The 14421-nt window shown below is 69.5% G+C and carries 12 protein-coding genes; 7 read left to right on the plus strand and 5 right to left on the minus strand.

Annotation, left to right across the window (positions count from 1 at the left end; translation table 11 throughout):
- Positions 1 to 283 precede the first annotated feature (283 nt).
- From M1203_RS18110 to ybaK, 3 genes are read left to right on the plus strand one after another with little or no spacing between them, the layout of a single operon-like run.
- Positions 284 to 1312, plus strand: coding sequence for a hypothetical protein (locus tag M1203_RS18110; RefSeq protein ID WP_249950768.1), 1029 nt, complete (start codon positions 284 to 286; stop codon positions 1310 to 1312).
- A gap of 5 nt (positions 1313 to 1317) precedes the next feature.
- Entirely contained in the window at positions 1318 to 2055 is a 738-nt protein-coding gene (locus M1203_RS18115) for an LON peptidase substrate-binding domain-containing protein (RefSeq protein ID WP_249950769.1), read from the plus strand.
- A gap of 31 nt (positions 2056 to 2086) precedes the next feature.
- On the plus strand, positions 2087 to 2587 hold the full coding sequence (gene ybaK / locus M1203_RS18120; RefSeq protein ID WP_249950770.1) for a Cys-tRNA(Pro) deacylase: 501 nt from the start codon (positions 2087 to 2089) through the stop codon (positions 2585 to 2587).
- Here the strand turns inward: ybaK and M1203_RS18125 are convergent.
- The 4 genes from M1203_RS18125 to M1203_RS18140 all read right to left on the minus strand — a co-directional run bounded on the left by M1203_RS18125 (position 2584) and on the right by M1203_RS18140 (position 7119).
- Positions 2584 to 3249: a DUF2567 domain-containing protein gene (locus M1203_RS18125; protein WP_249950771.1), complete on the minus strand. Its 666-nt coding sequence runs from the start codon at positions 3247 to 3249 to the stop codon at positions 2584 to 2586. The two genes, ybaK and M1203_RS18125, sit on opposite strands and share 4 nt — an antisense overlap.
- Before the next feature lie 34 nt (positions 3250 to 3283).
- Positions 3284 to 4114 carry an ABC transporter permease gene (locus M1203_RS18130; protein WP_374403289.1) on the minus strand — a complete coding sequence of 277 codons (831 nt, stop codon included), beginning with the start codon at positions 4112 to 4114 and terminating at the stop codon, positions 3284 to 3286.
- A 40-nt stretch (positions 4115 to 4154) separates the two neighbouring features.
- On the minus strand, positions 4155 to 5126 hold the full coding sequence (locus tag M1203_RS18135) for an ABC transporter ATP-binding protein (RefSeq protein WP_249950933.1): 972 nt from the start codon (positions 5124 to 5126) through the stop codon (positions 4155 to 4157).
- Positions 5127 to 5763: 637 nt separating this feature from the next.
- Positions 5764 to 7119, minus strand: a complete 1356-nt coding sequence (locus M1203_RS18140) for an NYN domain-containing protein (RefSeq protein WP_249950772.1) — start codon at positions 7117 to 7119, stop codon at positions 5764 to 5766.
- Between the two features lie 244 nt (positions 7120 to 7363).
- Between M1203_RS18140 and M1203_RS18145 the strand changes: the two genes are divergently transcribed.
- Complete coding sequence (locus M1203_RS18145; RefSeq protein ID WP_249950773.1) at positions 7364 to 7561, plus strand: hypothetical protein; 198 nt, start codon at positions 7364 to 7366, stop codon at positions 7559 to 7561.
- A gap of 86 nt (positions 7562 to 7647) precedes the next feature.
- Here M1203_RS18145 and dnaE read toward each other — a convergent pair whose 3' ends face one another.
- Positions 7648 to 11187, minus strand: coding sequence for a DNA polymerase III subunit alpha (dnaE, locus tag M1203_RS18150; protein WP_249950774.1), 3540 nt, complete (start codon positions 11185 to 11187; stop codon positions 7648 to 7650).
- Positions 11188 to 11420: 233 nt separating this feature from the next.
- On the opposite strand from dnaE, the gene M1203_RS18155 reads away from it, so the two are divergent.
- The 3 genes from M1203_RS18155 (at position 11421) to M1203_RS18165 (ending at position 14369) form a co-directional block, all read left to right on the plus strand.
- Complete coding sequence (locus M1203_RS18155; RefSeq protein WP_249950775.1) at positions 11421 to 12752, plus strand: DUF2252 domain-containing protein; 1332 nt, start codon at positions 11421 to 11423, stop codon at positions 12750 to 12752.
- A gap of 64 nt (positions 12753 to 12816) precedes the next feature.
- Entirely contained in the window at positions 12817 to 13500 is a 684-nt protein-coding gene (locus tag M1203_RS18160; protein ID WP_249950776.1) for a hypothetical protein, read from the plus strand.
- 53 nt (positions 13501 to 13553) lie between these two features.
- A complete protein-coding gene (locus tag M1203_RS18165; protein ID WP_249950777.1) occupies positions 13554 to 14369 on the plus strand; it encodes a DsbA family protein in 816 nt (271 codons plus the stop codon).
- Positions 14370 to 14421 lie beyond the last annotated feature (52 nt).

Genomic DNA, 14421 nt, shown 5'->3' on the forward strand with positions numbered 1-14421 from the left:
GAGGACGATCCTCCGCCTTGCGATCGCACGCGCCGGACGCCGCGAGCCCCGCCCTGCGGGCGGACGGCGCTACTTTCGATACACGCCCTAGTGCCCCTCCCGGCAATAGATCCTGTCCGGCCGGACAGGACCCAAGGGCCCCGACCCAGCCGGATCCGCACCCGGGATGTAACGGCATCCCGGGGTTTCTTTACCTTGCCTTGACTTTGGGCGCTACAACCTTTTCGCCCGATACGAAAGCTTCACAGCCGCCCCCTGGCGCGTCCTCGACCTGCGGTTTTCAATGGTCCGCACCATGTCATTGCTCCGCGCCCTGATCAGCACCGCGCGTATGGTCCGGCACACCCCGCAGCTCGCCGCCGGGCTGCCGCCGGACGACGCGGTGCTGCTCGACGCTCCCGACGAGCGGCTCGCTCCCGCGCTCGTCGCCGCCGCTCTCGGCGAGTACGAACCCGCGGCGAAGCTGCTCGCGACGACGCGCGAGGCCGCCGAGTGGGAGAACCGCGACCGCTATGTGATGCGGCTCGCCGCGTTCGCGCACGGCCGTGACGGCTGGCTCACGGCCTGGCTGCGATCGGCGCCCCGCGATCCCGACGCGCTGCTCGTCCGGGCCGAGCTGGTCATCCGCAGGGCCTGGGAGTCACCGGCCCGCGCCGAGCGGCTGCGCGAGACGGGCCCGATGATCGACGCGGCGGCCGACGGCGATCCACGCGATCCGGTGCCCTGGCGGGTCGCGCTCGACCACGCGCGCGGTACGCACGCCACCCACACCGCCTTCGAGTCGCTGTGGGAGCAGGCCGTGCGCCGCTCCTCGCACCACTACGGCTGCCATGTCGCGGCCCTCCAGTACCTCTCGGCCGAGTGGTACGGCTCGCACCGCGAGTGCTTCGACTTCGCCGAACAGGCGGCGCACGACGCCCTGCCCGGCTCCCTCGTACGCGCGCTGCCCGTGCGCGCCGCCCTCACCCTGCTGCTGAGCGGCGAGCCCACCTCCGTACAGGCGGACCGGATCGACGCGGCGGCCGATCTCGCCATCGCGGTCTCCGCCGAGTACGCGGCGGGCGACCCGTGGCTCGCCGAGGTGCGCAATCTGCTGGTGTACGTACTGCTTGAGCGGGGGCGCTGGAAGGAGGCGCTGGAGCAGTTCCGGCTGATCGGGCCGCACGCGACCTCCTTCCCGTGGACCTCGTTCACGGACGATCCGCTGGGTCAGTTCCTCGAATCGCGGCACGCCGTACGGATCCAAGTGGCCTCGGCGATGCCTTTGCGGAGCAGGACAGAACGGAGAGGGCCCCGCGGCCACTACGCTTGACCGTTGTGACCACCGCACGCCTCCCTCTCTTCCCGCTGAACGCGGTGCTGTTCCCGGGCCTCGTCCTGCCTCTGAACGTGTTCGAGGAGCGCTACCGCGCGATGATGCGCGAGCTGCTCAAGACCGATGAGTCCGAGCCGCGCCGCTTCGCCGTGGTCGCCATCCGCGACGGACACCAGGTCGCGCCGACAGCGGCCGGGATGCCGGACGGAACGGCGCTGACCCATCGCGGGCCCGCCGCCGGCTTCGACCCCGACCCCCTGAAATCCTTCCACCCCGTGGGGTGCGTCGCGGACGCGGCGACGATACGCGAGCGCCCCGACGGCAGCTTCGAGGTGGTCGCCACCGGCACCACCCGGGTCCGGCTGCTCTCGGTCGACGCCAGCGGCTCGTATCTGACGGCCGAGGTGGAAGAGCTGCCCGAGGAGACGGGCGACGGCGCGGGCGCGCTCGCCGAGGGCGTGCTCCGCGCGTTCCGGAGCTACCAGAAGCGGCTGGCCGGGGCGCGCGAGCGCTCGCTCTCCGGCGACGAACTGCCCGACGAGCCCTCGGTGGTGTCCTATCTGGTCGCCGCGGCGGCCGTACTCGACATCCCGGCCAAGCAGCGGCTGCTCGAGGCCCCGGACATCGCGGCCCGGCTGCGTGAGGAGCTGAAGCTGCTGCGGGCCGAGACGGCGGTGATCCGCCATCTGCCCTCGCTGCCCGCCGTGACCCTGACGCACACGCCGTCCAGCCCCAACTGACCCAGCTCAACTCACCGGGGGAAGACCCGCCTTGGCGAAGAAGTCCAAGAAGCAGCAGTCCGGTGGCACGCCGGCGACGGTCGCCCTGACGGCCGCCGGCACGCCGTACACCCTCCACGCGTACGAGCACGACCCGGCTTCGCCCTCGTACGGCGAGGAGGCGGCCGATGCCCTGGGTGTCTCTCCCGACCGGGTCTTCAAGACCCTGGTCGCGGACGTCGACGGCGAACTGACCGTGGCCGTCGTGCCGGTCGCCGGTTCGCTCGATCTGAAGGCTCTCGCGGCGGCGGTCGGCGGCAAACGCGCCTCGATGGCGGACCCGGTGACCGCGGAACGTACGACAGGTTATGTACGCGGGGGAATCTCGCCCTTGGGGCAGCGCAAGCGGCTACGGACCGTAGTGGACGCCTCCGCGGAGGCGCATGCGACGATCTGTGTCTCGGCGGGCCGCCGGGGCCTGGAGGTCGAGCTGTCCCCGGCGGATCTGGCGTCGCATACGTCGGCGGTCCTGGCCCCCATCGGCCGACGCTAGGTTCTGTCCGTCGGGGCGTCGTCGGGCGCCGGACCGTACGCCGGGCCCCAGCCGTCCCAGCGCGGCTCCGGATCGCGCGGACCGAACAGCGCCGTCAGGGCCAGATGGACCACCATCGCCGCGATCGGCCACGCCAGCAGCGCGCCCTTCGCGTTCAATTCGAGCGGCGCGTCGAACGTGACGCCCTTGCCGACCGCCCTGGCGTGCGCCACCACGTCCGACGTGGGGCCGAACCAGACACCGATCCGCCAGGCGAGCACCGCGCCCAGCAGCCCGCCCAGCGCCAGGCCCACCACCAACGGGATACCGCCGCGCCTGCGGAAGAGGAAGACCAGCACCGCGCTGACCACCCCGAAGGCGAGCGCCAGCAGCAGGAACGTACCGTCCACCGCGATCGCCTCCTCGCCCTCGGTGTCCTTGAGGAACACCGCCGTCTCGTCCGAGATCAACGGGATGCGCGGCGAGAGCCACAGCCACAGCAGTCCGAGCGCCAGACCGGAGAGCGCGACCACCACCATCACCACGACGGCCTGGCGCAGTTCGGTCGCCATATCGGGCCCCTTCTCCGCTTCGGCCCCGGAATAGGGCGATCCCCCGGCCTGCGGTGTCTGCCAGGGATCGTCGTGCGGCGGTTGGTGGGGCGGTGTCAAAGGTGCGGTCACTGTGCCATCGTGCCAGTCCTGGCCAGGGGGTGCCTCATCGGACCGCCGCCCGCCGGTATGCCCAGGTGGCCACAGCCAGCGAGCAGACCCCCACCGCCGCGCACACCGCGAGATCGAAAGCCACCACCGGCCAGTCGGGACGGGCGTCGAACGTACGGGCAAGAGCCTCCACCCCGTACGTGGAAGGCAGCAGATCACGCGCGTACGCGATCGGTCCTGGCAGCCGGTCACCGGGCAGCACGCCCAGCAGCAGCGCCGCCGACATGCCCAGCTGGCCCAGCAGCGTCGCCAGCTCCTGCCGGGGCGCGAGCAGCCCGAGCGCCGCCCCCAGACCGGCGAGCGCCGCACCCGACAGCGGGATCACCGCGACCAGCACCCAGAGATGGGTGAGCGGCAGTTGGAAGAGCACACTGCCGGTGACGGCCGTGACCGCCGTGCCCGGCACCGTGAACGAGGCATAGGCACCGGCCGCGCCGAGCACCACCGCCGCGGGCGGCACGGGCAGCGTGGCGTAGTGGTCGAGCCCGCCGCTCGCGCGCAGCTGACCGAAGTACTGGGCGAGCAGATTGAGCGCCACGAACGCGACGACGAGCACACTCGACCCGGCGACCACCGCCCGTGCCTCGTCACCCCCGTCCACCACGCCCCGCATCAGGATCATGATCCCGACCGACTGGAACGTCGCCACGAAAAGCAGCGGGATCCGCGCGACCCGGGCCCGGGACAGCTGGGCGCGGTACACGGCGGCGAGCGAGGGCAGCAGCCGCGCCCGGGGCGCGAGCGGCGCGGGCGCACCGTCCGCCGGCTCGTTCGCGGTCGCGGTCCCGACCCTCCCGGACACGGCCTCCGCGGGCACGATGCTCACGTGGTACTGCTCCTGTTCGGTACGGGCGTACATCCGTCGCTCACGCCTTGACCAGCCCCTTCGCCCGGCCGCCGAGCGCCAGATAGACATCTTCCAGACTCGGCGTCGCCAGGGTGAAATCGTCCAGCGCCGCGAAGGCGGCGCCACCGGTCACCGCGGCGACCGCCGCGCGCGCCTCGTCCGGTGCGAGCCGCAGCACCCAGCGGCGCCCCGACTCCTGCGCCGAGTCCCGCAGCGCCGCGACCTCGGGAACATCGAGCGGCGCGCGCTCGCGCCACACCAGCTCCACCCGCACCTCGCCGGCGACCTCTTCCTTGAGCCCGGACGGGGTGTCACAGGCGATGACCTTGCCCCGCTCCAGCACGGCCACGCGGTCCAGCACGGTCTCGGCCTCGATGACGTTGTGGGTGACGAGCAGTACGGTCACACCGTGCTCGGCCCGCCGCCGGTCCACGGCCGCCCACACCGCGCGCCGCGCGACCGGGTCCATCCCGGTGGTCGGCTCGTCAAGTACGAGCACGGGCCGCTCCCCCACCAGCGCGGCGGCGAAACAGGCCAGCCGCCGCTGGCCCCCCGACAACTTCTTCAGGGGCCGCCCGGCGATCTCGGTGAGTCCCAGCTCCGCCAGCACATCGTCCCGCGCGGCCCGAGCGACCCGCAGCGACAGTCCACGCAGCCGGCCGGTGGTCTCCGCCGCGAGCGCGACGGTCAGTTCGTCCAGCGCGGTCGACTCCTGGCCGAGATAGCCGATGAGCCGGGAGGCGCGCTCGGGATGCCGCACCAGATCGTGCCCCAGGACCTCGACCTCACCGGAGTCGGGCCGCATCAGACCCGTGAGCTGGCGTACGAGCGTGGACTTACCCGCGCCGTTGGGCCCGAGCAGACCGAAGATCTCACCGCGCCGCACATCGAGGGAAACCCCATCGGTGGCCCGCACCGCGGGCGTCCCGGGAACGCCGCGTCTGCCGCGCGCGGCGGGGTACGTCTTGACCACATCGCGCACCACGCACACCGTACTCACGAGCAAGGACCTTACGTTGTAGGGGTTCGCCGGTCTTTGGCCGGGGCGGGTTTTCGTGTGCGGGTTGTCGCCGGGGTGCGTTTCGGCTAAGTCCGGTGGTGGTGTGCGGGTTGTCGCCGGTGGTCGCTCCGGGCCCGCGCCCGGGACTGCATGCTGTGCTTTCCCGGGGGACACCCCCGGACCCCCGTACGGCGCGCAGCTGCCCAGACGTTGGTTCGGGCGTTCGCGCGCCACAAATCACGCTCTACGTCCCGGACACGACCCCTGCGCGCCCCCCTTCACCGCCCGCACAAGCAGCCCAGCCGACCGCGAGGGCAAGTGCGCCCACGGGCAGGAGGGGGCCGGGGTCGGAGGAGGTGCGTGTCCGGACACTAAAGCGTGATTTGTGGCGCGCGGACGCCCGAACCAACGACAGGCCAGAACCGCGCCGTAAATCATGCCGTCCGGACATGTACCTCCGGAGGCCCCGGCCCCCGGCANCACTAAAGCGTGATTTGTGGCGCGCGGACGCCCGAACCAACGACAGGCCAGAACCGCGCCGTAAATCATGCCGTCCGGACATGTACCTCCGGAGACCCCGGCCCCCGGCACCACAACGCACGCACCCGCGCCCGCAAACCCCGGACACCTACGGCGAAGCCGTATCCGCCGCCGCCCGCACATCGATCTCCCGCCAGAACCCCGCCCGAATCGCATACCGATCATGCTCATCGATCTGGTCGTCCTTGTGCGCCAGCAGCCCGAACCGCGCCGCATACCGCAGCAGCTCCCCATCGATACGGTGCGGAACCCGCGGATACATCACGGACAGCTTCTGCACATGCCCCGCGTCCGGCAGCCGTTCCATCCACCGGCGCGCGAACACCTGCCCCACCTCGAACGGGTCACCCCCCACCGTCGTGATGTCCTCCTCCCGGTCCGCCCAGCGCTGCTCCGCGCTGGTGAGCTGGGCCAGGGTCGGCAGCGAGGCCGTCTCCGGCGGCTCGCCCGCCGTGCCGCTGCCCGGCCGCTCGACCCATCCCTTGTCGGAGGACCACCGCAGCGTCGCCCCCGCCGGATGCTGCCCGGACTGCTGGCCGGACTGCTGCCCGGACGGGCCCTGGGCCGAGGCGGCGGGCCCCCGCAGGCCCGCCAGGTCCTTGGGCGTCGGGACGCCCTTGCTGCCCGTGCCCGCGGGATGGGGTTCCGCACCGGGCCCTCCGGGCGCGGACGCCGACGACGAGCCGTTCCGCTCGGCACCAGCGGCACCGGCGACACCGGAAACACCACCGACACCACCGACACCAGAGACACCGGCGGCTCCGCCGCCCCCCGCCTCCGCCGCCCGCTCCGCAGACGCGGCCAGCGCGGATTCGGGCAACGGCGCCGAAAGAATCGCCGCGATCTCGGGCCGCGGCGCCGGCGGTGGCGCGCAGACGCCGCCCAGGTCCTTGGCCCGTACCGCCTTGGTGATCCAGGCCCGGTCGAGCACCCGCCGCTCATCGGCCTCGGCGACCAGATCCTCGGACTGGTTGTAGTCGCCGTCGGCGGCCTGCACGGCCCAGAGATGGACCGCGACGCCATGCTCCTTCGCGGACATCAGGCCGGGTAGCAGATCCCCGTCCCCCGTCACCAGCACCACATCCGAGCACGCACGATTTCTGGCCAGCTCGGTCAGCTCCGCGTGCATCGCCGCGTCCACCCCCTTCTGCGCCCAGCGCCCGTCGCTGCGCGTGAGCGCGCCGAGCCGGACGGTGACGCGTGACATGACCCGCAGCCGACGGTGCTCGGGTTGGGGGACCCGGTCGGGGGCGCCGTCGAACCAGTAGATGCGGAGCAGCGGCTGTTCCGTATCGGCCTCGGCCCGTTCTCGAAGGCCCTGGATGAGGGCGGCGTGGTCGACGGTGATGCGGGAACGGGCCGGTTCTCCGGCGAGGAGACTCGCGGCGGCGCCCAGCAGATAGCCGGCGTCCACCAGGACGACGCAGCGGTCCACGTGTTCCACCTTCTTTCGGGAACCTCGGGATCGTGAGATCGGGAGTTACTGCGGGTTTCCTTCGAGTCTGCCCGACGGCAAGAGGGTTAACGTCCGGAACTCGATCATCGGCGTGGCGTATCGATGCCCCGGAAGCCGATCAAGCCGCTGACAAGGGACCACTACACACGGCAATGATCCAAAATGCGCCAATTGGCGGCTTATGTGAGGCTGAACCCGGCCTGGCATCCAAACCCCGGCAGGAGGCAGCACCATGGCCAAGAACAAGAACCGGGATCGCAGCAACAAGCAGCACGCGCAGCACGCGCAACACGCCCGCTCCGACGCGGAGCGTGGCACCGAAGAGTCGAAGTCCTCGTCGATGGAGGACCGGTCGGAGCAGGTGCAGTCGAGGATCACGCCGACGGATGAACCCCACAAGGGCAAGCAGAAGCGATTCGGCCACAACTGACCCCACCACCCGCCGTCCGTAACCGTATGAGGGGCATCCCCTGTGCTGGGGGTGCCCCTCATACGCGTCCGTCCACCGTGGCGCGGCTACCCGGCCAGGCAGGACGGGCCGAGCAGGACCTTCAGATCGCCGAAGAGCGCCGGGTCGGGCTGGACGCGGTGCCGGTCGAGCCGGAGCACCGTGGTCTTCCTGGCGCCCTGGAGTTTGATCCTGACCTCGGAGTTGCCCCGGTGGTGGCTGAGGATCTCACCGAGCCTGCTGACCATCGGAGGGGTGAGCTTCACCGTCGGGATGGTGATGGTGACGGGAGCGTCGGTGCCCGCCGACGACACGTCCGGGACCTGGAGTTCCATGGCGACGAGGCGGGGGATGTCCTCGCGCTTGTCGAGCCGGCCCTTGACGAAGACGACCGTGTCCTCGACCAGTTGGGTGGAGACCAGCTGATAGGTCGCGGGGAAGAACATGCACTCGATGGAGCCGGCCAGATCCTCGACCGTCGCGATCGCCCACGCGTTGCCCTGCTTGGTCATCTTGCGCTGGAGACCGGAGATGATGCCGCCGATGGTGACCACCGCGCCGTCCGCGTGCTCACCGCCGGTCAGTTGGGAGATCGCGGCGTCGGACTTGTCGGACAGGACATGCTCGATACCGAAGAGCGGGTGGTCGGAGACGTACAGCCCGAGCATCTCCCGCTCCTGGGCGAGCAGATACGACTTGTCCCACTCGATGTCCGAGAACTCGACGTCGAGTCCGAAGCCGGGCTCGCTGGTCTCCTCCTCGCCCATGCCGCCGAAGAGATCGAACTGCCCCTCGGCCTCCTTGCGCTTGACCTGCACGACGTTGTCGATCATCGGCTCGTGATGGGCGACCAGCCCCTTGCGGGTATGGCCCATCTCATCGAAGGCACCGGCCTTGATCAGCGATTCGACGGTCCGCTTGTTGCAGACGACGGCCTCGACCTTGTCGAGGAAGTCGGGGAACGTCGCATACTTCCCCTTCGCTTTACGGCACCGAATGATCGAATCCACCACGTTCTGCCCTACGTTCCTGATCGCCGTCAGGCCGAACAGGATCACATCGTCACCCTGCGCGGCGAAGTTCGACTGCGACTCATTCACATTGGGCGGCAGCACCTTGATGCCCATGCGCCGGCATTCGTTGAGATAGACCGCCGACTTGTCCTTGTCGTCCTTCACCGAGGTGAGCAGCGCCGCCATGTATTCGGCGGGGTGGTTCGCCTTGAGATACGCGGTCCAGTAGGTGACCAGGCCGTACGCGGAGGAGTGCGCCTTGTTGAAGGCGTATCCGGCGAACGGGACCAGCACGTCCCACAGGGCCTGGATCGCCTCGTCCGAGTAATTGTTCTTCTTGGCCCCGGCCTGGAACAGGACGAAGTTCTTCGCCAGTTCGTCGGCCTTCTTCTTGCCCATCACGCGGCGCAGGATGTCGGCCTCGCCGAGCGAGTAGCCGGCGATGATCTGGGCGGCCTTCTGGACCTGCTCCTGATACACGATCAGACCGTGTGTCAGGCCGAGGACCTCCTTGAGAGGCTCCTCCAGCTCCGGGTGGATCGGCGTGATCTCCTGCTGGCCGTTCTTGCGCAGCGCGTAGTTCGTATGCGAGTTCATGCCCATCGGGCCCGGCCGGTACAGGGCCGAGACGGCGGAAATGTCCTCGAAGTTGTCGGGCTTCATCAGCCGCAGCAGCGAACGCATCGGTCCGCCGTCGAACTGGAAGACACCGAGCGTGTCGCCGCGGCAGAGCAGTTCGTAGGTCTTCGGGTCGTCCAGCGGCAGGGCGAGCAGGTCGAGGTCGATGCCCTTGTTGGCCTTCACCATCTTGACGGCGTCGTCCATGATGGTCAGGTTCCGCAGGCCGAGGAAGTCCATCTTCAGCAGGCCGAGCGACTCACAGCTCGGATAGTCCCACTGTGTGATCGTGACGCCGTCGGTGTGCCGCACCCAGACCGGCACATGATCGGTGATCGTCTCACTCGACATGATCACGCCGGCCGCGTGCACACCCATCTGCCGGACCAGGCCCTCCACACCCTTCGCGGTGTCGATGACCTTCTTCACATCCGGCTCGTTCTCGTACATCCCCCGGATCTCCCCCGCCTCGCCGTAGCGGGGGTGCTTGGGGTCGGTGATGCCGTTGAGGTCGATGCCCTTGCCGAGGACATCGGCGGGCATGGCCTTCGTGAGCCGGTCGCCCATCGCATACGGGTAACCCAGCACCCGCGCGGAGTCCTTGATCGCGTTCTTCGCCTTGATCTTGCCGTACGTACCGATCATGGCGACCTTGTCGTGGCCGTACTTCTCCGTCACATAACGGATCACCTCACCGCGCCGACGCTCGTCGAAGTCGATGTCGACATCGGGCATGGAGATGCGCTCGGGGTTGAGGAACCGTTCGAAGATCAGACCGTGCTCGATCGGGTCGAGGTCGGTGATCCCCATGGCGTACGCGACGATCGAACCGGCGGCGGAACCACGGCCGGGGCCGACCGCGATGCCGTTGTTCTTGGCCCACATGATGAAGTCGGCGACCACGAGGAAGTACCCCGGGAAGCCCATCTCGATGATGATGCCCATCTCGTACTCGACCTGCTTGAGCCGGTCCTCCGGGATGCCGTTCGGGTAGCGGCGGGCCATGCCGCGCAGCGTCTCCTCACGGAACCAGGTGACCTCGGTGAAGCCCTCGGGCACATCGAACTTGGGCATCAGATTCCGCTCCTGGAACCAGCCCTCGGTGTCGATCTGCTCGGCGACCAGGCGCGTGTTGGCGCACCCTTCCTGCCAGGCGTCGGAGGAGTCCACGGCGTACATCTCATCGGTGGACTTGAGGTAGTAGCCGGTGCCGTCGAAGCGGAAGCGGTCCGGGTCCGAGAGGTTCTTGCCGGTCTGGATGCAGAGCAGCGCGTCGTGGGCGGTGGCCTCGTTCGCGTACGTGTAGTGCGAGTCATTGGTGACCAGCGGCGGGATCCCCAGCTTCTTGCCGACCTCGAGCAGCCCGTCCCGCACGCGCCGCTCGATCTCGATGCCGTGGTCCATCAGCTCCAGGAAATACCGGTCCTTGCCGAAGATGTCCTGGTACTCGGAGGCCGCCTTCAGCGCCTCGTCGAACTGGCCCAGGCGCAGCCGGGTCTGGAGCTCCCCCGAGGGACAGCCGGTCGAGGCGATCAGCCCCTCCGACCATTTGGCGATGGTCTCCTTGTCCATCCGCGGCCACTTCTGGAGCCAGCCCTCCGCGTACGCGTCCGAGGACAGCCGGAAGAGATTGTGCAGACCGGTCTGGTTCGCCGCCCAGATCGTCTTGTGCGTATAGCCACCGGAACCGGACACATCGTCCCGCTTCTGATGCGGCTGGCCCCACTGGATCTTCCGTTTGACGCGCCGCGACTCCGGCGCCACATACGCCTCGATCCCGATGATCGGCGTCACCCCCGCCTTCTTCGCCTGATGGAAGAAGTCGTAGGCGCCATGCAGATTGCCATGGTCCGTCATCGCGATATGCGACATGCCCATCTCTTTGCAGGCGTTGAACATGTCCCCCAGCCGCGCGGCACCGTCCAGCAGCGAGTACTGGGTGTGAACGTGCAGGTGCGTGAACGGCGGCTTGGTCACGGCGAGGGCCTCCAGCGAGCGGACGACACGGTGTGGTTTCCAGGAGTGAACCTGTTGTTTCCAGGGCTGAACCCCGGGTCCCACAGCGCTGCGGACAGTCTGGGGGGACAGCCTCGAAGTCTACGTCTCGGGACTGACAGCGGCGGGCACTCGCGAGTAGCGTCACGCGTTGCCCACACCGAGGGGCGGCCACGCCCCTCGCTCCACTGTCATGCACCAGGAGGCACCCCGCGATGTCCGTCCCGCGACCCGTTGAAACAGCTGATGAGCAGCGCGGCGAGGAGATCCTCGCCGTTTTCGACACCGCGTTCGGTGAGCTCCTGGCGGCCGATCCCGCCGCTTTCCGGGTGAAGTTCCGGAAGATGGCGGCGTCCGCGTTCGCCTTCTACCGGGGCACGGCGTGCCTCTTCTACCACGACCAGGAGCGGGAGCACGGGGCCACCGGCTCGTTCCTCGACGAACGCACGGGCCGGGTGTGGATCCACGGCGATCTGCACGCCGAGAACTTCGGCACGTACATGGACGCCAACGGGCGGCTGATCTTCAACGTCAATGACTTCGACGAGGCGTACGTCGGCCCCTTCACCTGGGACCTGAAGCGCTTCGCCGCCTCCCTCGCCCTGATCGGCTACACCAAGGCACTCAGTGACGAGCAGATCACCGAACTGGTGGAGATCTACGCGGGCGCCTACCGCGAGCGGATCCACGCGCTGGCCACCGGCGCCAAGAACGACGAGGTCCCGCCGTTCACCCTGGACACGGCGCAGGGCCCGCTGCTCGCCGCCCTGCGCTCGGCCCGCTCGCTGACCCGTTTCGGGCTGCTCGACTCGATGACCGAGATCAGGGAGTACGAGCGCCGCTTCGCGCCGGGCGGCGGCTCCATCGAGCTGGACGCCGCCACCCGCTACAAGATCCTCGCGGCCTTCGACGGCTATCTGGAGACCCTTCCGGAGTCCAGCCTGGCCCGCCCCGACTCCTACCGCGTCAAGGACGTCGTCGGACGGCGCGGCATCGGCATCGGCTCCGCGGGGCTGCCCTCGTACAACATCCTGCTGGAGGGCAACAGCGACGCCCTGGAGAACGACGTCGTGATCTATATGAAGCAGGCGCAGACCCCGGCGGTCTCGCGGCACATCACCGACCGGGCGGTACGGGAGTACTTCCAGCACGAGGGCCACCGCACCGTGATCTCACAGCGGGCGCTCCAGGCCCACGCCGACCCGTGGCTGGGCTGGACCGAGCTGGCGGGTACGGGACAGCTGGTGGCGGAGGTCTCGCCGTACGCCGTGGATCTGGACTGGTCGGATCTGGACGATCCCGAGGAGATCGCGGCGGTCGTCGCCGACCTCGGCCGCGCGACGGCCACGATGCACGCGGCGGCGGACAACGAGAGCGGCCACTCGCTGGTGCCGTTCTCCACGGAGCGCTCCATCGACGCGGCGATCGCGGCCGACGAGGAGAGCTTCGGCGCGCTGCTGGTGGACTTCGCGCACACATACGGAGCCCGGGCCAGGGCCGACCACCAGATCTTCGTCGACCTGTTCCGCAACGGCAGGCTGGGCTGAGCCCGGGCCGCCCGGACGGATCCTTAAGGACCGCTTACAGGGACGCATGGCACACTCGGCGACGATGGACATATCGGGGACGCGGCTCAGGGCGGCGCGGGCAGCACTGTTCACGGCACTGGTCGTGACACTGTCCGCGGGCTCGCATGTGCTGCTGTCCCGGGCCCCGCTGCCCCTGACCGTCGTCGCCGTGCTCAGCGTCGTGGTGTTCCTGGTCGCCTACGCGGCGGCGGGCCGCGAGCGGGGCTTCTGGCGCATCGCGGCCCTGCTCGTCCCGCTCGAACTGGCCGCGGACACCGTCTTCACCAGCGGTCAGCACGCCTGTTACGGCCCGGCCGGCGGTCCCGTGGCGGGGTCGCTGCGCTCGGTCGGCTTCGATGTCCTGTGCGGGGGCGTCTTCGGTACGCCGCTGCCCGGTGTGGTCTCCCCCGAGGGCGCCGCGGCCACGCTGCTGAACTCTCCCGACCCGGCTCTGCCCTGGCTGCTGCTGGCCGCCCATGTCTCGATCGGGCTGCTCGCCGCGTTCTGGCTGCGGCACGGCGAGTCCGCGCTGTCCCGGCTGGTCCGGGCCGCGGGCGCCCGCGCCTTCCGCCCGCTGCTGATCGCTGTCGCGGCGGCGGGCACGGTCCGCCGGACCGTACGGCGCGGGCCGCGCCCGGCGGACCGCCCGCGGCCGTCCCGTACCCGCCTTCTCGTGCACTCCGTAGGACGGCGGGGGCCACCGCGCCTCGCGCTCAGCACTGTCTGAGCCCCGCGCCCGTCCCCCAGCAGTAGTCATGTCATCACACGGAGTGAATCATCATGAGCGCACGTAACAACAAGGCCAACAAGGCGGCAGCCCGCGAGCGACTGCGCGAGGAGCGCGAGCGGCAGGCGAAGAAGGACAGGGTCCGCCGGCAGCTCGTCGTCCTCGGCTCGGCCGTCGTGGTCCTCGCGATAGCCGGCGGCGTGGGCTTCGCCGTCGTCCAGGCCAACAAGCCCTCGCACTGGGAGGCGATGAAGGACGAGACGTCCGTCGTCGCCCCGAAGAACACCGAGGGCACGAACGGTACGACCGTCGTCATCGGCAAGGCCGACGCCAAGAACACGCTGGAGCTGTACGAGGACTCCCGCTGCCCGGTCTGCGCGACCTTCGAGCAGACGGTCGGCGAGACCGTGCAGAACGGTGTCGACTCCGGCAAGTTCAAGATCAAGTATGTCGGCGCGACCTTTATCGACAACTCCGACAACGGCACCGGCTCGAAGAACGCCCTGTCGGCGCTGGGCGCGGCGCTCAATGTGAGCCCCGAGGCGTTCCTCCAGTACAAGACCGCTCTCTACTCGGCGGAGTTCCACCCCGAGGAGACCAACGACAAGTTCGCCAAGGACAGTTATCTGATCCAGGTGGCGGACTCGGTGAGCGCGCTCAAGGGCAACAAGGCGTTCCAGAAGGACGTCACGGACGGTACGTACGACGCCTGGGCGATGAAGATGTCCGCCGTCTTCGACAAGAGCGGGGTGGGCGGCACCCCGACGCTGAAGCTGGACGGCAAGAAGCTCACCAGCGAGGGCACCGAGAACCCGCCCATGACGGTGGCGGAGTTCAACGCGGCGGTCACCAAGGCCCTCAAGGGCTGAGGCCCCGGAGGCGGGCCCCCGGTCCGGAGCGAGTCCCCGGTCGGCGGGCGGG

This window comes from Streptomyces sp. 35G-GA-8, from assembly GCF_023534745.1.
In the GTDB taxonomy this organism is placed as follows: domain Bacteria; phylum Actinomycetota; class Actinomycetes; order Streptomycetales; family Streptomycetaceae; genus Streptomyces.

Coding starts and splice junctions, on each gene's coding strand:
- M1203_RS18110 (WP_249950768.1), top strand. CDS start 284: ATGGTCCGCACCATGTCATTGCTCCGCGCCCTGATCAGCACCGCGCGT.
- M1203_RS18145 (WP_249950773.1), top strand. CDS start 7,364: ATGGCCAAGAACAAGAACCGGGATCGCAGCAACAAGCAGCACGCGCAG.
- M1203_RS18155 (WP_249950775.1), top strand. CDS start 11,421: ATGTCCGTCCCGCGACCCGTTGAAACAGCTGATGAGCAGCGCGGCGAG.
- M1203_RS18160 (WP_249950776.1), top strand. CDS start 12,817: ATGGACATATCGGGGACGCGGCTCAGGGCGGCGCGGGCAGCACTGTTC.
- M1203_RS18165 (WP_249950777.1), top strand. CDS start 13,554: ATGAGCGCACGTAACAACAAGGCCAACAAGGCGGCAGCCCGCGAGCGA.